Below are 25,290 nucleotides of genomic sequence, written 5' to 3'. Positions count from 1 at the left end.
AATTTTACTACACAAGATTATGTATCCGTTATCCTCGGCATAATCTTGAAAATGCACTTATCGTTCAAAAAGCAATTTGTCCTATTAAAAAAGAAAGGAAGTAACACTGTGCTTGATAAAATCCAAAAGGCTCTGTTAAAGAATAACATAGAGCATTATCTAATAAATGAAGAAACAACGGAAAGTGTTGAACTGTTTTTTATACGTAAGAAGTTAGACATCCGCAGGGAAAAGAATGTTCACAATTATTCTCTTACTGTTTATCGTGACTTTGATAAGGATGGCAAAAAAATGCGCGGTTCCTCTGCTATTGGTATATATAACGGCATGACGGAGGAAGAAATCAACGAAGCAATTAAAGAAGCTTATTATGCAGCTTCTTTTGTATGCAATCCCTTTTATGAACTTCCAAAGGGTGTGAAAGAAGACTTTATTCCATCATCCTCTAAGCTCTCTTCCCTCACTCTTACCGAAAGTGCTATGTTAATGACAGAAGCACTATTTGCTGAAGATACCCATGAGGATGTATATTTAAACTCTGCGGAAATGTTTCTTGAAAAGTCCCTGATACATATATTGAATTCAGAAGGTATTGATGTAAGCTATGATAAATATACCGCCAAAGGTGAGTTCGTGGCTCAGTGCCCGGCTCCCCAGGATGTGGAGACTTATCAGAGCTTCCATTACACCGAGCCGGATACAGATGCCTTAAAAGATAAGGTAAGATATACACTGGATACTACAAAGGCAAGGGCTGTTGCCACTGAAGCTCCAAAGAGCGGAGAATATAAGGTTATCATCTCCGGTTCCTTTGTAAGCACCATATTCGATTATTATCTGGACCGTTCCTCCGCTTCTTTAATCTATCCCGGCTATTCCAGCTTTACAAAGGGCAGTAAGGTACAGGGCGACGAGGTAAACGGCGACGCTCTTACAATTGAGCTGATTGCAAATGAGCCTTATAGCGGTGAAGGTATAAAATTAGTCAATCGTCCTTTAATAACAGCAGGAGAACTTAATACTATCCATGGTAACAGCCGCTTCTCCTATTACCTTGGTACGGAAGCTACCGGTATCTACTCTCAGCTGAAGGTACATGGAGGAAATACCAGCTTTGAAGAAATGAAGTCCGGTAAATATCTTCATGTTGTAAACTTCTCTGATTTCCAGATGGATAGTCTGTCAGGACATTTCGGTGGTGAAATCCGTTTAGCCTTTCTCTGCGACGGCGAGTCAATTACTCCCGTAACCGGTGGCTCAATTAACGGCAGCATATTAGAAACCCAGGGTAAACTGACCTTATCCAAAGAACTCCAGAGAGAAAAGGGATACGAAGGACCTTTTGCAATTGCTTTTGAAAATGTTAATGTAGCAGGTATATAATCTCAAGTGGTTTTATCTTTGAGTTAATAGATTACAAAAAAAGATTTGGAATACACTTATTTGTATTCCAAATCTTTTTTATAACAAATCATCACCTGGCTTTTCTGATTGGTAATGACTTTTACGAACATGGCAGCTTTGGCAGTTTTTCAACCTTCAGAACTTTCCGGTCATAAGTCATCAGACCGTTAATCTCATCTTCCACATCGGATAACTGTGTAAAGACCGCCGCAGAAAGTCCTTTTTTGATAAGGGCAGGCAGCTCTTCTTTATATAACTTATACAAAGCTTTCTCAAGGTCTTCTCTGTTTTTATATATTTTATATCCATATATGTTTTTGGAAAACATATGATCGGAAACCGGACAGGCAAAGCCAGCGAATTCAGATAGAACTACTGCACGCTCTTCCGTAACGATGCGAAGCTTTCGAAAGTAGTTATGAATGCTTTTAAAATCTCCGCCTTTCTGGTCAAACCAACCACTGGCCTGGTCAACCAATCTTGTAGGATCAAGCTTCTTTATCAAGTCTACGGCCTCTTTCGCATCGAACTGCCCCCAGCCTTCGTTAAAGGGCACCCATACTACGATGGATGGACAATTATACAGATGCTCAATGGTTCCAACCATATCTTCCTGCCACTCTTGTCTGCCTCTCTCATTCTTTCTGGAAAACAAAGAATACCTGCTGTCTTTTATTCTATCTGCTGCCTTTGGAAAGAAATTCGGCAGATAACCAAGAAACAGCATATTATATCGGCCTCCTCCGTTTACCATATCCTGCCAGACCAGCATACCAAGCCTGTCACAATGGTAATACCACCGAAGGGGCTCTACTTTAATATGTTTTCGCAGCATATTAAAGCCAAGTTTCTTCATGGCAAGAATATCCTGCACCATAGCCTCGTCACTTGGCGACGTATAAAGCCCATCCGGCCAGTAGCCCTGGTCCAAAACTCCGTTTTGAAAATAAGCTTTATCATTTAAAAAGATTCTTAGGGTTCCTTCTTCATCTTTTTTTACTTCCACTTTTCGCATAGCAAAGTAACTATCAATCTTATCTTCTCCCACCACTACTGTCAGTCCATAAAGGTAGGGATTCTCAGGGCTCCAGGGAATAAATCCCGGCATTGGTATTAAGAATTTATTTCCGCTTTCTTCTTTGCTTATGATAATTTGTTCTTTGTCTGTCACCTGTATCCAGACGGGTACATCCGCCTCTTCCTTCCGGCCATTCATAGTGATCTCTAGCTGCACCATAGATTTCTCATAGAGAGGTGTGATTCGAAGACTTTTGATATAATAATCCGGTACCCATTCCATCCATACGCTCTGCCAAATACCGCTTTGTGCCGTATAGAACATACCGCCCCGAAGTAATTTCTGTTTTCCCCTGCAATGATAGGAAGTATCGCTTAAATCCCTTGCCAATACATGAAGTTCGTTCTTGCCTTTTACGAGCATATCCGTAATATCTACGGAAAAAGGCAGATAACCTCCCGTGTGACTGGTAACCTTCTTCCGGTTAACAAATACTCTTGCATATTGATCTACAGCTCCGAAATGAAGAATCAAGCGACTGTTCGCTTTTAATTCCTTTACATTGAATTTTCGTTCATACCACAGATAATCTTTTGGCATTATCTGTTTGTTAACCCGTGATAATATACTCTCCGGAGAAAAGGGAACCACTATCCTGCCGTCGAAACGACCAGGAAATTTAGCATTCTTAGTAATGGCATAATTCCAGAGTCCATTTAATGGAATATAGCTGTCTCTTTTTAATTGAGGCCTTGGATACTCTGTCAGAGTCTTGGTTCTTTGTTCTTCTCCCCATTTGGTATAAAGCTGATTAGTAGAGGCTTTTTTGCTCTTAATTATAAACATTTTAATATAATCCTGTATCATAAATTAACCCTCTCCTGCAGTAAGTTTTATAGCCAGGGTAAAATTCTTTCATCTTCTATCCTAACTCATAGTATACTCCTAAAAAACTCATCTGTATATTGTCCATACAATTGTTTATATGTTACTAATCGTTCATATTTAACTTTAACTAATATTATATACCTATTCAGAAGATATAAACTTCTAAGGTGAAGCAATCTATCATAAAACCAATTTCATGATACAAGATTTTCGCAAGAAAAAAGCTTTGTAAGGTGAGTATATCCCACTTACAAAGCTCTGCAGCTAATCTTCCTATTCTACTCTGAGCAAATTGTAACGGCTATCCCAGTCATATTCAAAGTTCTCAACGGTTAATTCGGAAAAAGTCATATCCAATATAAAATATTCGTAATTCGCAATACATGCAAATGCAAAGCGATATTTTCCTTCGGATATTTTTTCAAATGTATCGGCATACCCTCTCGCTCCCTTTAGGAATTCAAAGTCAAAGCATCCCTGAAGTTTTAAACTTTGGATATCCTTAAAGGTAATTATGACATTTACACCATCAACTGTCTCTTGTATAGGGTCACTATAGAGAGCATTATAGAAAAAAAACTTTCCTTCCTTTTTTCTGTCATTTAGTTCAAATCGCAGCAACTGGCTGTCTGCAAAACTATAATTTGAGAATTCCTCCCTCTCCTTCTTCACAGTGCCATTTCTATGTAGGTCATAAATATAAGCAGCCCTTTTATTCTCTAATACTTCAATTTGGCCGATATATTCAAACAGTGCTTCCACCCTGTCATCTGTTGAAAAATCGTAATTTGTGCCACCTTTTAATATTTCCACCATAAGGTTTACCAAATCCTCTTGAAAGCTGAATTCTACCTCATTCTTTATATGGCGGTTTTTCCAATATTCTTCATAACCTGATTTAAACTTCTGATTCAAATTAAGAAGATTTAGACACAAAAATCCAAGATAATCTAGTTCCATCATAGTATCCTTTCTATGCTGTCAGTTAGGCATCGCATATATGTTGACTGATAACTTGTTTTATTTTACCATATTTTTAGCATACAATCTTTAATCCCTTATTACAAATACTTACATTTCGTTTACGTTAAATTTTGTTCTTCCTTTTTTTACTTATCTATGATAACATAAATAAATTACTTTGAGGTTCGTAAACAATAGGGAGGATTCGTGCGAAAATGAGAAGAAAAGACAGAGAAATAACCGATATCAATGAAATACTATCCATCGTAAAAAAATGCGATGTCTGCAGGGTTGCACTTTTTAATAAGGAATATCCTTATATTGTGCCTCTGAACTTTGGCAGCAGCTATGACCCCGACTGTCTGGAACTTTATTTCCATTGTGCCAATGAAGGACTAAAGCTTGATTTAATAAATGAAAACAACCACGTTGCATTTGAAATGGACTGCTCCCATAGACTGGTAACAGGAGAAACTGCCTGTGAGTATACAATGGAATTTGAAAGTGTATGCGGAGAAGGAATTATCGAAGTCTTAAATACCGAGGAGAAACGGGCTGCACTTGTTCTATTGATGAAGCAGTATTCTGATGCAGAATCTTTTCAGTTCCAGGAAAGTGTATTGGATAGAGTCACTGCTCTAAAGTTAAAAGTACAGAATATAAACGGAAAGAGATTGGTAAAAAAGTAATAAAAATAGTAAGCATACTAAAAAACCTACACAGATAAACGTACATTTTCAATTACAGAAATTACAGCCAGTTCTATGGTGTATACAGAATTTCTGCTAACAGAGCGGCTTTATTGGAGCGTGTACTGAAAGAGTAATTATTTAATCGATAGCAAAAGATATACTTACTATTCTCGCATTTCAGCAGAGCATTCCTTTGAAATCCGGAATTACTTACCCAAAAGCTCCATATCCCTTATAAATCATGGCATTTAGAGGGATCTGGAGCTTTTTCAATACTAATTACTATAAATCGTTCTTAAATATACTAGCACAGCATAAAATTGGCAACACCAATATTCTTTAAAGTAACCTTAGGTTTGCACCCTGAACACATAGTTGCTTTGTCAGCCGGACACACTTCCAAAACATAGCATGCATTATAAGGAACTTCAAACTTAAAGCAGCCATAACGGCTTATGGTTTCACAATAGAGAAGATTCTTGCAATCATTGCAGACGGAGTAAAGCTTAATATCCCATTCGTGAGACTTACTGCAATCGCATCCCCAAATACAGCCAAAGATAACTCCCGGTGTTATTAGGCATTCTTTGCAATCAGGACATATAGGGCATTCTATCGGTTCTGCCGGAACCGGAACTGGGATTGGTACCGGGAAAGGAATGATTTCAGGTTCTGTTTCCGGACAGGCAGGGCATTCCGGACATGTCATAGCAGGCATTGTCTGGGCTGGAGGTGTAGGTCTCGGTGCTGGTAGTGGTGTAGGCCTTGGCGCCGGTAGTGGTGTAGGCCTTGGTGCCGGCTGTACCGGCGGCGTAGGTCTTGGTGCCGGTTGTACCGGTGGTGTAGGCCTTGGTGCCGGTTGTACCGGTGGCGTAGGCCTTGGTGCCGGTTGTACCGGCGGTGTAGGTCTTGGTGTCGGCTGTACCGGCGGGGTTGGTATTGGTGTTGTAGGCAGTGTCTGTGCCGGTGCTGGTGTAGGCGCGGGCATAGAAGGTACTGTTGGTACCGGTGGTTGAGGTGCCGTACTCCCGCAAACAACGCCGCCTACGAAAGGATAAAGATGAAATTCAAAACCACTGTTAGCATTTACAGCAAAACTTCCAAGTGCTACACTGCCACTAACATGCCCGCCGGTCTGATGTCCATGGAACATTGCCTGAGGTGCTAAAATACTTCCCCAAATATCTGACGGCTGTTCCATATGAATATGCTGCGCATCTTCGAATACATATAACGTGCGGTTAGCTTTACTTTCTTCACCCATAACTCCATATTGCAGATGAGCATGGTCGCCGGATACTATACGTACGATAACAAGGCTGCCCTCCGGAACTTCGGCTCTGATGCCTTTTGTGATGAGACCGTTAGGCCGTGCATCAATTCGGAATACATTCTGAACCGGATCATTTCCTCTTAAAATCCATTCATGATAGTTATCCGTGATAGTTCCATTTACCGGTAAATCTTGAATACACTGTTTAAAAGCATTCACACTTTCCCTTGCACTGCGGAAGAAACCTGTGACATCTGCTTCTATCCTGTCTGCGGGGATATAACGGGGTACATCATAGCTGGATATTAGATAATGATTTCCTTTATCTGCAGGCTCCCAATATTTACTGCCGCCGTTTGCCTGATAGAGATAACTTAGCTCCTGCTTCTGGTTTGTCATTCCATCTTTTCCAATCAGGTAAGTGCTGCCTTTAGCAGCATGGAAGCTTCCATTTCCCACAACATGGCCAACAACAACGAGCGGCCCCATAACAGTAGTATTTCCGCCTACCATGAAACGAACCAAGTCCGGAGAATATCCTATCTCCATCTGGCCATTTTCTCTTTCGAAACCTACGCTTATACCTCTAGGACTATAGAAATCCCCTCCGACCGCCATAGCCCCTTCAACATCTACAATATTATTGGCATCGCCAAAAACAATTACATTAAACCCCGACGCCAGACCGAAGGGACTGCCTTCAATATCAAACCATTTGATATCATCATAAGGAATACCAACGCCTGATATGGCTCCGTTGTAATAGTACTGATTATCCATAAATTCTCCTGTACAATAATACGGTTACATATTCTCCATTTATTTTATTCTGCTGGAAGAGATATGTTCCAGTCCTAGGTATAATACTGCTAATAATCTGGTTCAACATTAATGAGGAGTCCCCTTACTTAATCAAACACAGAAAGTTTCTATTCAACTCCAATTGACACACTATCCATACAACGTATATAATTAAATCATTAAACTATATAAAATGTGTTATACTTTAATCCATATCTTTTATATTTACTCCCCATAGAAAGGGCATAGGTCCATGAACATACAAAATAGATTCTTACAGGCATTCAGTAAGGTCAAAGTACGAAAACAGCTGTTTTTTATTTATTTCTCTGCTTTATTAATTCCTGTGTTTTTTATATGTCTTTTTGTACTGAATAATGCCAGGCATATTATTTATGACCATTATGAGAGTATCGCAAGCTCTGATAATTTAAGAGTGAAATCTATTATGTTTGATGCTACTACCAACTTCTATAAAATATCCGAAGATTTATGCAACGACAAGCAATTGCATAAGCTGCTGCAAACCAACTTTGAAAATACCAAGGAATATCATACGGCCTATGACAAATATACCAGCCGGATTTCAACCTTGATTTCAAATGACACCTCCATCAATTCCCTATACATCTACACTACCAATAACTCCATAACAGATTACAATAATATCAAGTATGCTGACGTCAGTATCAGGGATACAGAATGGTTCCAGACAGCCGTGAAAAAACCAGGAATTTTCTGGGAAACAGTTAAGCGGACTGACAAATATAATAATAATTATTGGGAACTGACCCTCTATCGGAAGATTCCAATGGCTACTGATAAAAATTATGCGATTCTGGTAATAACCATGAGTACCAATTACTTAAATAACCGTATTGAAAATAATGACTTATATACTATCCTGATGTTAAATGAAGACCCGGCATTTTACAGTACCAGCAGAGAAGTAATGGGAACCCTTCCGGATTTATCCTTTGACCGTACTTCAAACTATTATAAAAACGTAGGTGTAATTCAATATAAAAATAATTCTACCATGAGTGCAATCTCCACGTTAAAGCCCTATATGTCGGAGAACAGATTATATATTGTAAGCCTGAATTTTCAAGCAATTCCTTATATTAAGAAACTTACCCTGACTTACGCAGTCATTATTGCCTCCGTTATTTTGATACCCTTTGTCCTAATCTTCTTATATACCAAATACTTCAGTGCCAGAGTGGAAATTTTACGAGGTACTATGCATAAAGCCAGTAACGGGGATTACAATATTATAGACGCTTTTCACGGAGATGATGAGATTTCAGAAACCTTTTCCGATCTTAAGATAATGATAAGAAAAATAAAGGAAAAGGAAGCGGATATTTATAAGTCACAGATTACAGAACAAAAATTCATCAATCAGCAGCAGGAAATGGAGTTTAAAATGCTGGCAAGCCAAATAAATCCGCACTTTTTATACAATACCCTGGAAAGCATACGTATGATGGCATTCACCTCCGGCAATCGAGATGTTGCAACCGCAATTAAACTTCTTGGAAAATCCATGCGCTATGTGTTGGAGAATACAGGAACTTCCTCTACTACCTTAAAAAAAGAGCTGGATTATATCGAAATCTATATTGCAATTCAGAAACTCCGATTTGACGATCGGATTCAATATATCTTAAATGTACAAGAGGGTTTTGACCTGGGGAAATATCAGATACTTCCGCTGCTTTTACAACCGATTGTGGAAAATGCCATTATTCATGGTCTGCGGGAAATGGAAGAACCGGGAGAAATAGTTATATCTATTAAAGAAGAGGAGAAGGAATTCCTGTTAATCAATATATCAGATAACGGAACCGGTATGACTGAAGAAGAAATGAAGCAATTAAATTACAATATCTATAACAAGAAAAATGATACATCAAACATTGGGTTCTATAATATTAATCAAAGAATTAAGCTTTGCTACGGGGCTTCTTACGGTATGATAATACAAAGCCATAAAAATGAAGGTACCCTGGTAAGTCTTAAACTGCCTTTGCAAAATATCCAGGAAGAATGACAGCCAAATAAAAATTACTGAAAACACTTCACAGAAATGGAGAAATTGTATGAAAGTTTTTATAGCTGATGATGAGTCCTATGTTTTAGAAGGTCTGAAAATGATTATTGATTGGAAAGCCCTTGGCTTTACTATCTGCGGCGAAGCTCAAAATGGTGAGGATGCCTTAAATAAAATTCTGGAACTCCAGCCTGACTTAATATTGCTTGATATTCGCATGCCGAAATTAACCGGTATAGAAATTGTAAAGATTGCCAGAGAGAAGCAATTTAACGGCAAATTTATTATAATCAGCGGTGTTTCTGATTTTAAATATGCACAGACAGCCATGCGCTATGGTGTTGATTACTATCTTACCAAACCTATTGATGAGGACGAACTGGCCAATGCCGTTATCACGGTAAGGGATGATTTAAAAAAGGAAAGAACGAATAAGAGCACTATGCTCCACTACAGGGAAAAGGCAAGGGATACTATTCTGCGGGATTTACTGACAGGTAAGGCTGACTTCCTAAATTTTAACTCCTCTGATTTTCATTTAAATGCCCCGATTTATCAGGTTGTTGTCTATGAAAAATACAAACAGGACGATTTTCATGCCATCTGGAGTTTTGCAGATTTACTTCGTGTTACGAATAAAGACAATAATTCCTTTGATAATATACATTTTCAGGAACGGGATATTATCTTATTGAAGGGTGACTTTGCCATCGATCATTTTAATCAATTCCTTCAGCATTATGATATGGGCCCTCAAAAACTCTCTCCTCTGGATTCACTCTTTCTTACATATGGGCGTAAAATTTATTCCTTGGAGCAGGTTCATTATTCTTACGAGGATGCTTGCAGTCTGTTAAACCGACGTTTCTTCTGCGAACAGAACCAGCATTTTTTAAGCTTTGAGGATTTACCAAAAGAGGAAGAGTTCACTTATTTTCTTCATTCAGAGGAATGTAAGGGCTATTACCAGTTATTTGCGGATTATATTCAGTCCTATAACCGAAGAATGGTTGCAGAAACTTTAAAAGACCTGGAGAAGAAACTTTATTATGCAAAAGACAATGTAATGGATATAAAGTATTACTTAACTGATATCTATCTTCAGGTAAAACAGATTATCTCACATGTATATAATACACTAGATATACCTTTTCCTGCCAACTCTACTGTTATCAACCTGATTGAGAGCAAATATTATTTATACGAAATTATTTTATTCTTCTCTGAACAATTTGAGATATTTATGAAAGCGATAGGAAATTCCTCCAGCGACAGTGTTCTAAATGACATTCTTCATTACATTAACCATAATTACAAGGAGAATTTAAAGCTGGAGGGGATTGCACCCTTATTCGGATACAACAGCTCCTATCTTGGTAAGATTTTTACCAAGAAAACCGGTGAAAGCTTTAATTCCTATCTGGATAAAGTTCGTATTGAAAAATCCTGCAAACTGCTGCTGGAGGATAAATTAAAGGTATATGAGATTGCCGAACAGGTCGGTTATAAAAACGTAGACTATTTCCATAAAAAATTTAAAAAGCAAATTGGTGTAAGTCCGGCGGAGTACCGGAAAAAACAGAATTAAGCCACTTTAACTCTTATTACTACCGGATAGTTACTATGGACTGTATGTGTCTTTACATGCAGTCCTTCATAATCTTCCGTCCACTCCGGCACTTCTTCGCTGCCAAGAATTGATACTTCCTTTATTATACCGTGAAATTCCGGGACATTCTGGTCTTTGGATTTTGCAAGTGAAGTTATGGTAACCTCACCGTTCTCCGGATAATTCAGAACAAACGCATAAATGCTGTCTCCTTTTACGGTAAAGCGCATATCCTTCGCAGTATACACCATGGATTGATTGTCTGTAAACTGCCCTTCGTTTTCTTTGGTAGGACCTTCACCGGACTTACGAAAGATCTTACTTCCATAGACTGCTTCTCCATTAACCTTAAGCCAGGAACCGATTTCCTCCAGTATCTTTTTATCTTCCTCCGCGAAAGAACCGTCTGCCTTGGGACCGACATTAAGGAGCATATTACCATTTTTACTGATAATATCCACCAGGTTATAGATAATATCTTTTGCAGTCTTATATTCCAGCGTATCCGTATAGCACCAGGAATTCTTTGCAATAGACGTATCCGTCTGCCACACATAAGGCTTTACCTCTGCAAACTTTCCTCTTTCAACATCAACGATACCTGTACCGAACATAAAAGCATCATGCTTATAACAGATAGCCACCTTGCTTCCCCATTCAGCTCCTCTGTTGTAGTAGTAGGCAGCGACTTTTTTAAGATAAGGCTTAAAGGCTTCATGTTGAATCCACCAGTCAAAATACAAAAGTCTTGGTCTGTATTCGTCAATAATCTCACAGGTTCTAAGAAGCCAATCCTCCAGATATTCCCGCGTCGGATATGGATTACTGGTAAGCTCCTGATGATTGGGCTCTTCCATGGAAGGCCAGTAGAAATCACCTCTTTCTAAAGGTTCCTTAATATCACTGTCAAATTCCTTTCCATGACACATAAAGAACCAGTGCTCGGCCCTATGGGAAGAAGTACAAAAACATAAGTCCTCTTCTTCGCAGGCTTCCTTTAATTCACCTAATAAGTTTCTCTCCGGTCCCATCTCATAGGCATTAAAATGTGACAGGCTGCTCTTATACATCTGAAAACCGTCATGATGTTCTGCTACCGGAAATACATACTTTGCTCCGGCTCCTTTTATAATTTGCGCCCATTCCTTTGGATTGAAGGCTTCCGCTTTAAACAGAGGAATAAAATCCTTGTAACCGAATTCTTTCTGGGGTCCAAAGGTCTTAACATGATGTTCAAATTCCTCTGTCCCCTGAATATACATATTTCTGGAATACCACTCATTGTTGAAAGCCGGAACGCTGTATAATCCCCAGTGTAGAAAGATTCCAAACTTGCTCTCATGAAACCACTTAGGTGCTTCAAACTGCTGCAGGGACTCCCAGTTATCCTTAAAAGGCCCTTTCTGTATCACTGTTTCAATTTTTTCCAGGTAGTTCTTTCTCTCGTTCTCTCCCATAATCTTTTGCTCAGGCATTAAAGACCTCCTTTAATATCAATACATCTTTGGCATTTATATTTATCTCATCATTTTTATGATAGAATACATCCTTTAAGATGTCCAGATAATCTTTTTCAAGGACTACCTTATTATCGGTATCACCATGATTTAGATAAAAGAGGAAGGTTCCCTTTTCATTCTTTCGTTCTGTCGCCTCAATATTATCAGGAGTAGCGCAAACAGGCATAACACCTTTTTCAAGGCAGATATCCTTCATGAATTCCTCATAGAATTCACTGTTAGAACTGCTGCCAAGGTAATATGCTAATCCTTCTCCCAATTCGTTCTTTACGATAACCGGAGTTCCTGCATAGAAGTCTTCTTCATATGAGCTTAGGACCTTGGCACCTTCCGGATGCATAATGTCACACAGCAGCTTTGCAGGATATTGCTTGCCTTTATAAGTAAAAGAATTCTCACTGCCCTGGGGAAGAGCATCAATTTCTTCCACCCAGATACCCATAATATCCCGTAAGTTACCAGGATACCCGCCTGTAATGACCAGATCATGTTCTTCCACTATACCGCTTAAGAAAGTAGTAATAAAAGTTCCGCCCTTCTTTACATATTGACGAAGCTTCTCATCATACCCATTCTTAGTCATATATAAAACCGGTGCAACAACTACTTTATACTCATTCAGATCATCCTCTGTTCCGATAATATCCACAGGTATATTATTGGAATGCAGCGCTGTATAAAAATGAAGCACTTCTTCGTAGTATTTCAGCTCACAGCTTGGTCCGGCAGATAACTGCACAGCCCACCAATTATCCCAGTCAAAAAGCAGCGCGACTTTCTTCTCAGACTTGGCTCCAAGGGTCATATCCCCTATCTTCTCAAGCTCCCCACCAAGGGCTGTTAATTCTCTGAACACTCTGGTATTTTCATGTCCGGCATGATCAATGACTGCTCCATGAAATTTCTCACAAGCTCCGATACTTCTTCTCATCTGGAAGAACATTACCGCATCCGCTCCATGGGCAACTGCCTGATAGCTCCAAAGGCGCATTACTCCCGGACGTTTTAGGGCGTTATAGGGCTGCCAGTTCGTAACACTCGGAGTCTGCTCCATCAGTACAAAAGGGTCTCCTCCCTTTAATCCTCTGATTAAATCATGGGTCATAGCCATTTTTGCCATAGAATCACCATTAGAGGGATAGCTGTCCCAAGATGCGAAATCCATATATTTTGCCCATTTCTGATAATCCAGCACAGGATAAAAGCCCATAAGATTGGTCGTTATGGGTAGGTTCGGCGTAATATTCTTTAACACTTCATACTCTTCCTGAAAGCACGCTAGCATGCTGTCGGAATTAAATCTCTTATAATCCAAAGATATTCCCTGAAACATAGAACGATCGGCTGCAAAATGCTCTGACAACAGATTAGGCAGAACTACTTCATCAAATTCATAAAAGGTATGTCCCCAAAAAGAGGTATTCCATACACGGTTTAATTCCTCTATAGTTTTATACTTATCCTTCAGCCATACCCGGAATGCTTTTTCGCAGTTTTCACAGTAACACTCTCCGCCAAACTCATTGGAAATGTGCCAGGATATGATATTATCATAATCCTTATAACGGCTAGCCAGCTTTTCTACTAAGCGAAGGGAGTATTTATGGTAAGTAGGGCTGTTAGGACAGGAATTATGCCTTCCACCGAATTTTCTCTTCATACCATTCATCTCTGTTCTTAAGATATCCGGATATTTCTTTGCCATCCAGGCCGGATGAGCTCCTGTTGAAGTTGCAAGACACACCTTCAAATCATTTTTCCGAACCAGCTCCATAATCTTATCCAGCTTTGAGAAATCGTAAGTATTTTCATCCGGCTGGAGGCTGGCCCAACTAAATACATTCAATGTTACAATATCAATATGAGCAAGTTTAAATAGACGCATATCTTCTTCCCAGATATCCTCACTCCACTGCTCCGGATTATAGTCACCGCCGTACACAATCTTATTAACCTTATTGCTATAAGTCATGGTACTTTTCTCCTTTTAATGTTTATACGCCGTATATGGCGAGATAAGAATATGACAACAGCAGGAACCCCTGCTGCTGTCATATATTATACTACATATTTTTACCGGCTGGTTTAACTGCCAATATATTTTAGTAATTCTTATTTGCTTTCTGCTAAAGATGCTTTTCTCGCTGCATCCTGATCTTTTGCATTCTGCATATCAACTTTTAATACATCTGCATATCCAAGACCATTTACAGTATCCTGCATTTCTTTTAACAGGCTGTTGAATTCCTTATCATCTTTTGCAAATACCATTAACCAGGAGTACTGAACGATGGAAGCCTTAACCTGATTTCTTAAAGTTGTAATATCAGAAGATTCCTGAGGTGCTACATAAGTACTGCCAGGTGCAACTAAAACCTGATCTTTGCTCTTTAAATAATCAAGAGTCGTCTTAGCATTCATCTTAGTCTGCCAATCTGTATCAAGCTTTGTCTTATTTAATTCAAGATATGATTCCCAAACGGTATGTGTATAAGGGAATCCTGAGTTCGGGTTAACATCTAAGAGGTTAACTGCTTGATAGTTCAACTGGGAAACACCATCTTTCCAAGAACCGCCGCCCCAGGAATCAGGCATGGTAGCATCTCCGTTGATTAAAGCTTCCTTACCAAAATCAGTTAAAACAGGTTTGTTATCCTGCATATCCCATGTTAAGCCCTGAGGACCAGCAGAGCCGGAAGTCTGAGAAGCTGACATTGTGATTCCTTCGGGTGAATATAACCAATCAATGAAATCTGCAAGTCTCTGAGGATCTTCTGCTTTGCTGCCGATTGCTACAGAATACTTAGGATTACCTTTTGGCTGGCATCCATAAGAGAAAATCTTCATATCATCAATAGGTGCTAACATAAAGCCTTTTCCAGCAGCTTTGTTTTCTGCTGTATTGTAAGCTGCCTGACCTAACCAAGGCCAAGGAGAATATAAAATCTGACCGTCTTTATATTTATTGTATAAAGTATCATAATTCTGAGTAGTTGATTCAGGATCCATAAGACCCATCTGATTTGCTTCATAGTATAATTTTAATACGCGAACATACATAGAGTTGTCATCAATGATGCTTTGATAATCGGAACCATCTGCTTTTGCAAGAACAAAACCTAATTCATCATAACCATAAAGGCAGGTAGGCTGTTTTGCAAGACACATCATGTTGCCATCCCAATCTTTAAATAAGGAGAAAGGATAGGTCTTCTTACCGGTATCACTGGTAGGTACTGCCTGCTGCATTTTCTGAAGTGCAGGAAGTAAATCTTCCAGAGTCTTTATCTGAGGATATCCAGCTGCACTATAAGCATCCCATCTTACATAAGGACCAAAGGTTAAGTCAAGTCCTTCACTGGGGGTGTCAGGAGAGCTTGAGGATACGGCTGAAGGTATAGCATAGGTACCTTCTTCCTTCACTAAGCTTTTTGTATTATCAATAGCTGCCTGATACTTTGCTAAATTCTGTTCATTCTTTAATAAATCTGTCATGTCAACAACCAGACCTGCAGTAACCAAATCCTGTAATCTACCATTTTCAGTACCAGTGAAGATTAAATCGCCTAAGTCACCGGCAGCAGAACGTGTCTGGTATAAAGTATCGCCGCCACCTGCAACATTGGGAGCAATGATATTTAATTCCATGTTAAACCTATCTTTTACAACTTTTGCAAACCATCCGGATTGGATACCCTGATAATTTGCCTGGGTGTCGAATACATCAACTGTAATAAAATTTTTGTATTTACTTGCTCCAGTTGCACTGGAATCCGTTGTCGGGGTAGCAGTTGCTTCATTGCTTCCGCTATTTGTACCTTCATTTGTGTTAGCTGAACCCTCGCCCTTGTTCGTCTTACCGCAGCCAGATAACATAGATGCAGTTAAAACTACACAAAGCAATACACTAAGTAGCTTTTTTTTCATAGTATAACCTCCCATAATGAAATATCTAAAATCAGGCTTAATGCCAATGATTTTCAAATGAATTACGGTATTCATCAACCCTTTACAGAGCCAATCATAATACCTTTTACAAAAAATCTTTGAAATAAAGGATAGATAAATAGTATTGGTAGAACGACTACTACTGATACTGTCATACGGATGGAAGTCGGCGTCTGAGTAGTTGCCAGTGCTGCCATATTCATCGCTGTTCCTGTACTATTTTTCACCAGCGTTGCTAAAGAGTTCGCCTGGTTGATATAAGTATATAATAAATACTGCAGGGACCATAATTTCTGGTCTGTAATATAAAGCAACGTATCCTGGAAAGAATTCCACTGCGCAACAGCTGCAAAAATTGCCACAGTTGCAAGAATCGGTGTGCAGGTTGGCAGAATAATCTTATAAAAGATTCTGAAAAATCCAGCACCATCAATTTCCGCTGCTTCTTGTAAAGACTTCGGAATTGACTCCACATAGGTCTTTACTAAGATGATGTTAAAGGGCTGCACAATTGCCGGAATAACATAAACCCAAAATGTATTTGTAAGATGCAGTGCTCTCATGGTAAGGAAAACAGGTATAATACCTGCATTAAAATACATCGTAACTACTAAAAAACGGTACCAGAGCTTTCTTTTCCACATCTTCTCCTGTGTAAACATAAATCCGAGATAAGCGGAGGCAAATACGGTACAAGCCGTACCAATGACCGTTCTTGCAGCGGAAATACCTGCTGCTAAGGAAAGTCCTTTTAACTTTAATACCTGCCTATAGTTTTCCAAATGCATATCTTTCGGAAGAAAATTAATTCCACCATTGGCACTTAAATTATTGTTACTGATAGTATTGATTATCATATAATAAAACGGATACACACAAATCAACGTTAATATCGCAAATATACCATAATTTACAGTGTTAAAAACAATATCCGACTTTGTATACTTTTTCTTTTCTTTCATGTTAAACCTGCCCTTCCTTGAATATCTAATCTTTGATTGGGTATTCTTTGATCCGTAGTTGAAGCTGTCTTCCTATCGTAATTAAATGATGGAATTACCACGTGTCTTCTTGGAAATTACATTAACCAATACCAACAAGGTTACGCTTACCAAACTTTTCAACATACTGATGGCGGTTGCCAGCGGGATACTGTTTCCTGTCATACCAATGTTGTAAACGTATAAATCTAATACCTGAATATGTTCTTTGTTAAATGAATTCTGAAATACGTAATACTGGTCCATACCATTATTTAAGAAGTTGGCAACGGAGAGCATTAACAATACGATGTAGGTTGGCATTAAAGCAGGTAACGTAATATGTCTCATTAACTGGAAGCGGTTAGCACCATCAACCCTTGCGGCTTCATACAACTCCTGGTCAATTCCAGAGATTGCTGCCAGGTACATAATAGCCCCCCAACCAAGACCCTTCCAGGTATTCCATAATAACATCTTTATATAGATATGGGAATTGTTATCGAGAAACTTAATCGGCTCAGATATCAGTCCCAGATGCTGTAAGATGGTATTAAACATACCGGTATAGGAAAAAAGACTGAATGCAACGGAATAAACTAAAACCCAGCTAATAAAGTTTGGTAAGGTTGTAAGCGTCTGAACAAAATTCTTATACTTCTTAGCCTTAATTTCATTTAAGAAAATAGCAAACCCTACCGGTAGAATAGATGTTGCAATTCCCAATAAGCTCATGGCAAAGGTATTTTCCATAACCTGAAGGAGCTGCCCTACCTGAGTTTTGTTAGCAAATAAAGTTTTAAACCATTTAATTCCTACATAAGCACATTGGGACAATTTTAACGGGGATCTATAGTCATAAAATGCATATATCCAACCATGCAGCGGATAGTATGAAAATAGAAAACATAATATAAGAAACGGAAGTACACTAAGGAACATAATCATTCCCTGCCTGTCAAATTTCCTTTTCTTATTTTTTGATTTGATAGCGTCTTTCTGCATTTTAACTCCTTTCGTGAACATCAAATCTCCAATTTGATATCCCTGAATACGCAGCTTAAAACTAGTCTCGGCGTATTCTCCTGACATTCCAAGCTGATTACCCAGTTGCCGGTTATACTTTCGTGCTGATTAGCTTGCATTTATAGTAACATTTTTTTACGCACTCTAATACCTCTTAAATTGAACATAGTATATGGATAAAATCAGACTTTTACAGCATCTTGCATGAAAACATCCAATTTTTACAGTATTTTATATGCATTTTTTCATGTTGTTTTTTAGCAGGGGATTGATTATAGCTGAGAAATTAGATAACAGACTTTTAAGAATAAATGCAAAAATTACATGAGATTTTGAATGATATGTAAGGAAGGGTAAATATAAGAAAATCATCCGTATAAACATGTAATGTGTGTAGATATTAGTTATAAATTTTGATTCGAAAGGTTCATCATATAAAGATAAACCTGTTGCAAAAGGATGCAATGTTCAGAGGGCGGCCTCACATAGCGCTTCTTTTTGCAACAGTTCCTGTGTTTTTCTAATCTATCGCAAATGTATTGATAGTATGGGCTTCTATGTTAGCGGATGCTTGCTTCTTGCCATGCAAAAAGGTAAAGCCTCTGTCCTTATGGAAAAATGCTTCATCAGATCTTTCCTTTCACATTATACCCTGATATGTGGTATTCCTCCTTTTATAACGCCTGAACAGATATCTGATAATGATAATATCCTTTCCCAATTAAATACTCCGGATGAATATTTTTCATCCAGCCCGTATCTCCTCCTACACCTGTATGAATATAGTCCACATTCAGATAAATCTTTTCATCCCTTATTAAGTCTTCCTCATAATCTGCGTTATCACAGGAAGAAACCGAATAATCATGTATATCAAAATGAAAAGGTACTGCGCCTGATACACAGATTCCATGGTTTGATTTATCTTTCACGGTAAGATATCTGACTTCTTCTTTTCCCCCGCACTCCACCGGTCTGATATAAGGTGTATACTGCTCTGTAACCGTACTCCGATAGCAGCCAATGTGTGCTGCCATTTTCCTGTCTCTGTAATTTTCCCATGGACCTCTGCCGTACCATTCAATCTGCTCTTTATCTTTTGGGAGAATAAAAGTCATGCCGATTCTGGGAATAGTATTTGTATTGCAGTTATTTACTACTGTTTTATTTATCTCAATGCCTTTACTTCCTATACGGTATTGTGTGGTCACTATAATATTTCCATTATTATAAGATACTTCCGTAAAAATAAAAATCTGTTTCTCCGATATTGCCGTATTGATATTTACTGTTTGTTTCTTCAGGTTGTCTAATCCTTCCGCTTTCCATTCCTGGGCATAATTTGTTCCCGCGTCTCCGGTTCCTTCGTCAATTCCTGTTACCGCACGGTAAAAATTATCCCCGCCGCCTATGAATCTTTCCTGGCAATTAAGAATTACCTTTGTAAAGATGGCTTTCTTTTTATCAAAACAGATATCTGTGCCTTCTCCTGTTATGAAAATCTGATTCTCTGTTTCATGAAACGCCAGCCTCTCTTCTGCAATCGTTACCTCTGTTCTGTAGATTTTAGACTGTTCCAGCGGCAGCTGATAAATGTAGATTACATGACCGGCAGCTGCATAGGCAGTCGGTTCCCGCAACGAAAATCGGAAGTTAACAAAAGCCTCTCCCTTTATCTTTTCTTCCTCAAGAGCTAATTGTAATTCCTCTGACTGCCCTGGCACTGTAAAATACTGCTTCAGCTCACCGGAATCAACCACTTTTCCATCACATTGAAGTTCCCAGGTAATCCTAAGGTGACTAAGATCCAAGAACTGATAATCATTGCGTATCTTGTATACGGCCCTGTCAGAAAACATAGATGTACCACGGTATAACTTTACCGGTGCCTGAACATTTCTTACTTCATAGGCTGCCGGCTTCCAGCTTAAGTCCGGCAGTACAACTCCGTTTAAGCACATGTCTTTTACCGGATCCACTATCGCCTCGTCAAAAGCTCCGCCGTAAACATATTTAATTGAACCGTCTTTTTTAATTCTGGTCAGGGCTTTATCCTGGAAATCCCATAAAAAGCCCCCTTGAAAACGAGGATATTTTTCAATCAAATCCCAGTACTCTGAAAAATTACCGTTGCTGTTACTCTTGGCATAAGCATATTCACACATAATGAACGGTCTGATGTCCTCTAAGTCAGCCATTTTATCTTCTATCCAAGCTTTAGAAGGATACATAGGTGCAATAATATCCGTAATATTTGCTTTCGGATCCCCGGATTCATACTGTACATACCTAGTCTTGTCATATTCTTTTATCCAGCCGTACATTGCAGCATGGTTCATACCTGCACCAGACTCATTTCCCAGCGACCAGAGGATGACACAGGGATGATTCTTATCTCTTAGAACCATTCTCGACCCACGCTCTATGTAAGCTGCACTCCATTCCGGAGAAGAACTAAGCTGACCGCCATACCCATGGGTCTCCAGATTGGTTTCATCCACCAGATAGATTCCCAGTTCATCACATAAATCATACCAGTCATTCCCATGTGGATAGTGGCTATTCCGAACAGCATTAAAATTTAATTGCTTTATACAGCGAAGCTGCTCTCTCATATAATCCTTTGATACATATCTGCCGGTTTCCGGGCAGAATTCGTGTGAATTAACTCCTCGGACAACTAGTCGTTTTCCATTCAGATAAAGCACACTGTCACCTTTTATCTCTATCTTGCGAAATCCCACCTTTGTACTTTCAATATCTGTAATATTACCGGAACCATCCACTGTTTCTAATACCAGGGTGTAAAGATAGGGATCTTCTGCTGACCATAGGTGTGGATTTGTTACCTTCGCAGAAGGGAATGCAACGAATTTAGGCATCAGATAGTAGCCACAGGCTAAATAGGGCTCACTGCTAAAAGCAGTAATAAGTTCCCCCACATTATTATAAAGACTTAACCGAACTTTGCATTCTCCATAGCCTGCCACCGTATTATTGGGGTGAAGCATCACTTTTAGCTCTGCTTCATTAAAATCATTTCCCTGAAAAAGGGTTTCGACCTTATAATCCAGTAACCTTTGTTTTGCTTTTGCATAAACTCTGACCTCCCTGTGAATCCCGGATAAATGCCAGTAATCCTGATCTTCCAGGTATGTTCCGTCGCAAAACTGAAGGACCTTAACTGAAAGCTCATTGCTTCCCACTTTTACAGCATTCGTAATATCAAAGGCAGCCTCCAGTTTACTATCCTGGGAATATCCTATTTCCACACCATTTACCCAAAGATAGAAACAGGATTCAACTCCGCCGAACTCGATAAAGATATCTCTTCCCATAAAATGCTCCGGTATCTCAAAGGTAGTACGATAATAACCTGTCAGATTTACTTCTGGTACATAAGGAGCATTCAATTCCACTTGCCCCTTTGCAATTTCCAACTCAAAATGGGAAGTTTTATCCCCTCTCTTAAAAGGATAAAGTATGTTGGTATATACGGGTTTCCCATGTCCTTGCAGCTCCCAATTAGATGGCACCGGAATATCCGACCACTCAGCCTCGCTAAAATTAGTGGTTCTAAAGTCTTTCGGCTCCTTCAACGGGCTATCGGTTATCTGAAATTTCCAGGTTCCATTTAAGCTTTGAACATATTTGGATATACTGCGGTCACCTGTCAGAGCCTGTTGAACAGATTCATACACGCCGTATACAGAATGCATCGGATAGCGGTTTTGCTGTGTTATATACTGATTCTCCCATAAATACTTCATAAAAAATCTCCTTTTCTTATATCAGGTATCAACAATTTTCTTTTTTTTATTGTGTTAATTCTGTACATATTATACAATGAACAAGAAGTATAGAAAAATGGTTTATATGGTTGAATTTTTATCCGTTTTGGTAGTCGAATCGGGATTTCAGAAAAATGATGAGGTGTATTTATGAAGCTTGAAATGAAAAAAGACGTCATTTACCGTTGTATCGGTTCTGACTTTGACAATGGAATTATTGCATGCGGTTTTATGACAAAACCCACCGCTAACCATTCCCAATATAACTTGCGTATTGATTACTACAGTTGTTTTTTACTTCTCTCCGGCGGCGGTATTTATCATACAGCAGAAAATAAAAAAATCCCCATAAATACAGGGGACTTTGTGCAGCGCCTTCCGGGAGTCTGTCATTCAACAGAAATTATACCGGACGGAAACTGGCTGGAATTCTTTATCAGTTTCGGTCGTTCCACTTATGATTACCTGTGCAGTCTTAATCTGCTTCCCATAAATACACCTGTTTGCAGCGTATTTTATGATGAGATAACTCTTCAAACCTTCAACAGTTTTTTGAAGAGGCTAAAAGAGGTTAATGACGATAATCTTCCCCATATGTTAATACAAGCCCAGGATATCATATTATCCCTGGTTTCCCTGAAACCAAAAGCATCATTTACTGACTCCAAAATAAAAACACTGGAAGAAGCATGCTACTTATTATCTTCTAATATAAATAAAAACATTTCTTTGGAAGAAATCGCAGACATACTAAATACCAGTTATGATAACTTCCGAAAACAGTTTCTCAAATATACAGGAGTCTCCCCCAACAAATACCGTATTAACCAAAAAATGAAACATGCAAAGCTTATGCTCCTATCCGGTATCTCCATCAAGGAAACTGCTCTGCTTACCGGTTACAGTGACACCTACTCCTTTACAAAACAATTTACAAATAACGTTGGTATATCACCAGGACGGTATATAAAAGAGAAACAGTAATGATAATACATCAGACGTTACTGCCCCCACAGGAAAAGGCTGCATTTTCAATGCAGCCTTTTCCTTCGATTTATATTTTAACTATTCCCCTCAGTTAAAATTATGATTATTTTTATTTATAAATATTTGTTTCCCGTATATAGCTTTGTATCAATTATTATTCTGTTATATCAGTTGAAACAGCTTCATTTGTTACAGAATCTTCTGTTCTAATCGCTGAAGCGTTCTTGGAAAGGACTACTGTTGTAAACTGGAAGGAACCAATTATGGTAGTACCATCCTGTGCATAAACAGGAATAGAAGGATTCTTTGCGGCTTCTGCATTCAATGCAATTGCTTCCTCAGGATTAGCAGGTGTATCAAACTGTAAATCCTGGGCATATGCATATCCCAACTGCCCATCAGTAGTGATGACACTAACTAAGTCAGGCATATTTCCTGTAGCTTCTGCTACATATGCACTGCCTAAAGTCAGTCCCTCGTCATTCTCCTGTAACTGTGGTGCCGGTGCTGATAAAGTAGCTGTTAAACCAGAAACCAGATATACAGTAGATGTTGCCGTTGTAAAGTAATTATTGTAGCTGCTACCATTATAATATCTTGCAATACCTGCACTATAAAAAGAAGACGGTCCTATGTATCTGCCGCTTCCCACACTTAATGTTGAAGTAGCACTGGTATTATAATATGTAGTTGAAGACTGACATAATGCTCCTGTACTTGCGTTGAATAATTGGGCTGACGCTCCCATATATCCCGTAGGTACACTAACAAATCCGGTAGTATAAATATCCGTATATGCCCAGCCGGCAACCGTATCAGTATTTACTGCCGCTCTGTCATTATAACTGTAAGAACCGACTGTTCTCTTGGAATAACTACCCAAAGATTCTCCTGCCTGTGCGGCTGATACATTTCCTAAAACAAGTGCCGTTACTGCAATGATAGAAAAACATAACCTGAACTTTTTATTAAACATAGAATTTCATCCTCCAAGTGTATTAATTATTATTACTCTGTTCTTCCATATTTTCAAAGTTATAAGTCCCTATTATTGTCTCCCCATCACTCAGATATATATTACAGCTTGCGGACTGTTCCTGATGTACATCCTTATCACTGGCAGTGTGTTGTACTTCAAGACTTGATTTGCTATAAAAATTAGCATTTAAATAATCATCGGCATAGACATATCCGCCATTCTTACTGTCTATGCAAATCAAATCCGGCATAATCCCGGTCTTACTATCATAATTTCCATAGGTATAGCCATTTTTATTTACTGGAAAATATGATACTGCCTCAGCATTCTTTGCATGTGCAGTACCGGTCTCCCCTCCGGTAACTGCAGGTAATTCAAAATCCCCAAATTCATCTGCAGCTGCCACTGTAGTGAAAAAGGCCATCGTAGACATTAGTATAACTGTTATGGAAACCGCGATGCTTTTCTTCGTAGGATTTCCAAGTTTCATTATGGATTTAATTCTCTCTTCCACCGGTTTTTGACCAAAACCACTGTACATGAGTGAAGCATTGGGCTTCCTTTCCATCAGCTGTATGATTGCATAAGCATAATCCGGCTTTGCGTCATTTCCATAGATTTTTATTACCTTTTCATCACAAGCCATCTCAATATCCTGGTTAAATTGCTTATACATAAGCCATACCAGGGGATTGAACCAATTAAGGCACAATATTATCATAGATAATAACTTCCATACAATATCAAACCTCTTTATATGCACCATTTCATGGCTTAATACATATTCAAGACGTCTTCCTCTGTCCATTTCCATATTCTTTGGAAGTATTATCTTAGGATTTAGTACTCCTATGGTTACGGGTGACTCAATTCTGTCAAAGGTAAGAATACGTACCTGACGCATCATATCCTGCCTGCTTAACCAATTATTTGCATAAGCATTCTCCGATGGCAAAGCTTCGTTTACTTTCCTTCGGCTATTTCTATATTTGAACAAAAAAATACAGAATAAGATTAATGCTATTACAATCCAAACAGCTGTCAATATGTATGCTCCTGATACCTTATAAGAACCAGTGGCAGCATGGTATTCCGTCCCCTCTGGTCCTCCTGTTAAAGCAAGATTCATTAGAGTATTACCTGCTATGCTGACCTTCTTTTTGGTATTAACCAAAAAATCAGGTAATGGTATCTTAATAGTAAATGGTATCATAAGCCTTACTAAAACAATCTTCCACAATAATGTAAAAGTCTTTCTGGGCAGTTTATAACCGCTAAAGGCTTTGAGCAGCAAGATGAAAACAATAAGCATGGAAGACGAAAATGATATATGATATATATCCATGCCTGCTACC

At 38.8% G+C, this 25,290-nt stretch carries 16 protein-coding genes; 5 read left to right on the top strand and 11 right to left on the bottom strand.

Annotated features, from left to right (window positions below; translation table 11 throughout):
- Positions 1–108 precede the first annotated feature (108 nt).
- Positions 109–1,383 carry a metallopeptidase TldD-related protein gene (locus tag bsdcttw_RS04650; protein ID WP_185258236.1) on the top strand — a complete coding sequence of 425 codons (1,275 nt, stop codon included), beginning with the start codon at positions 109–111 and terminating at the stop codon, positions 1,381–1,383.
- A gap of 121 nt (positions 1,384–1,504) precedes the next feature.
- Here the strand turns inward: bsdcttw_RS04650 and bsdcttw_RS04645 are convergent, their stop codons facing one another.
- Positions 1,505–3,289 carry a glycoside hydrolase family 2 protein gene (locus bsdcttw_RS04645; protein ID WP_225903793.1) on the bottom strand — a complete coding sequence of 595 codons (1,785 nt, stop codon included), beginning with the start codon at positions 3,287–3,289 and terminating at the stop codon, positions 1,505–1,507.
- 294 nt (positions 3,290–3,583) lie between these two features.
- The gene (locus bsdcttw_RS04640) at positions 3,584–4,273 is read right to left on the bottom strand and encodes a hypothetical protein (RefSeq protein WP_185258235.1); all 690 of its coding nucleotides are present in this window, start codon (positions 4,271–4,273) and stop codon (positions 3,584–3,586) included.
- 215 nt (positions 4,274–4,488) lie between these two features.
- Here bsdcttw_RS04640 and bsdcttw_RS04635 point away from each other — a divergent pair, with 215 nt between their 5' ends.
- Positions 4,489–4,962: a pyridoxamine 5'-phosphate oxidase family protein gene (locus bsdcttw_RS04635; protein ID WP_185258234.1), complete on the top strand. Its 474-nt coding sequence runs from the start codon at positions 4,489–4,491 to the stop codon at positions 4,960–4,962.
- A 307-nt stretch (positions 4,963–5,269) separates the two neighbouring features.
- On the opposite strand, the gene bsdcttw_RS04630 is transcribed toward bsdcttw_RS04635, so the two are convergent.
- Positions 5,270–7,018, bottom strand: coding sequence for a choice-of-anchor A family protein (locus tag bsdcttw_RS04630; RefSeq protein WP_185258233.1), 1,749 nt, complete (start codon positions 7,016–7,018; stop codon positions 5,270–5,272).
- Positions 7,019–7,292: 274 nt separating this feature from the next.
- On the opposite strand from bsdcttw_RS04630, the gene bsdcttw_RS04625 reads away from it, so the two are divergent.
- Together bsdcttw_RS04625 and bsdcttw_RS04620 are read left to right on the top strand one after the other, a co-directional pair.
- Positions 7,293–9,095: a sensor histidine kinase gene (locus bsdcttw_RS04625; protein WP_185258232.1), complete on the top strand. Its 1,803-nt coding sequence runs from the start codon at positions 7,293–7,295 to the stop codon at positions 9,093–9,095.
- 49 nt (positions 9,096–9,144) lie between these two features.
- Positions 9,145–10,683, top strand: coding sequence for a response regulator transcription factor (locus bsdcttw_RS04620; RefSeq protein ID WP_185258231.1), 1,539 nt, complete (start codon positions 9,145–9,147; stop codon positions 10,681–10,683).
- Here the strand turns inward: bsdcttw_RS04620 and bsdcttw_RS04615 are convergent.
- The 6 genes from bsdcttw_RS04615 to bsdcttw_RS04590 form a co-directional block, all read right to left on the bottom strand.
- The gene (locus tag bsdcttw_RS04615) at positions 10,680–12,179 is read right to left on the bottom strand and encodes an alpha-L-fucosidase (RefSeq protein WP_225903792.1); all 1,500 of its coding nucleotides are present in this window, start codon (positions 12,177–12,179) and stop codon (positions 10,680–10,682) included. The genes bsdcttw_RS04620 and bsdcttw_RS04615 overlap by 4 nt on opposite strands.
- Positions 12,172–14,196, bottom strand: a complete 2,025-nt coding sequence (locus tag bsdcttw_RS04610) for a beta-galactosidase (RefSeq protein WP_185258230.1) — start codon at positions 14,194–14,196, stop codon at positions 12,172–12,174. The genes bsdcttw_RS04615 and bsdcttw_RS04610 overlap by 8 nt, the downstream gene beginning before the upstream one ends.
- A 140-nt stretch (positions 14,197–14,336) precedes the next feature.
- Positions 14,337–16,151, bottom strand: coding sequence for a type 2 periplasmic-binding domain-containing protein (locus tag bsdcttw_RS04605; RefSeq protein ID WP_185258229.1), 1,815 nt, complete (start codon positions 16,149–16,151; stop codon positions 14,337–14,339).
- 74 nt (positions 16,152–16,225) lie between these two features.
- Complete coding sequence (locus tag bsdcttw_RS04600; RefSeq protein ID WP_185258228.1) at positions 16,226–17,134, bottom strand: carbohydrate ABC transporter permease; 909 nt, start codon at positions 17,132–17,134, stop codon at positions 16,226–16,228.
- Between the two features lie 81 nt (positions 17,135–17,215).
- Positions 17,216–18,157, bottom strand: a complete 942-nt coding sequence (locus tag bsdcttw_RS04595; RefSeq protein WP_185259703.1) for an ABC transporter permease subunit — start codon at positions 18,155–18,157, stop codon at positions 17,216–17,218.
- Positions 18,158–18,852: 695 nt separating this feature from the next.
- A complete protein-coding gene (locus bsdcttw_RS04590; protein ID WP_185258227.1) occupies positions 18,853–21,948 on the bottom strand; it encodes a glycoside hydrolase family 2 TIM barrel-domain containing protein in 3,096 nt (1,031 codons plus the stop codon).
- Between the two features lie 171 nt (positions 21,949–22,119).
- On the opposite strand from bsdcttw_RS04590, the gene bsdcttw_RS04585 reads away from it, so the two are divergent.
- Positions 22,120–22,953 carry a helix-turn-helix transcriptional regulator gene (locus tag bsdcttw_RS04585; protein ID WP_185258226.1) on the top strand — a complete coding sequence of 278 codons (834 nt, stop codon included), beginning with the start codon at positions 22,120–22,122 and terminating at the stop codon, positions 22,951–22,953.
- 157 nt (positions 22,954–23,110) lie between these two features.
- Here bsdcttw_RS04585 and bsdcttw_RS04580 read toward each other — a convergent pair whose 3' ends face one another.
- Together bsdcttw_RS04580 and bsdcttw_RS04575 are read right to left on the bottom strand one after the other, a co-directional pair.
- On the bottom strand, positions 23,111–23,932 hold the full coding sequence (locus bsdcttw_RS04580) for a hypothetical protein (protein WP_185258225.1): 822 nt from the start codon (positions 23,930–23,932) through the stop codon (positions 23,111–23,113).
- Positions 23,933–23,954: 22 nt separating this feature from the next.
- Entirely contained in the window at positions 23,955–25,280 is a 1,326-nt protein-coding gene (locus bsdcttw_RS04575) for a M56 family metallopeptidase (RefSeq protein ID WP_185258224.1), read from the bottom strand.
- Positions 25,281–25,290 lie beyond the last annotated feature (10 nt).

Source organism: Anaerocolumna chitinilytica (assembly GCF_014218355.1).
GTDB lineage: Bacteria > Bacillota > Clostridia > Lachnospirales > Lachnospiraceae > Anaerocolumna > Anaerocolumna chitinilytica.
This window is presented reverse-complemented; position numbering and strand designations above follow the sequence as displayed.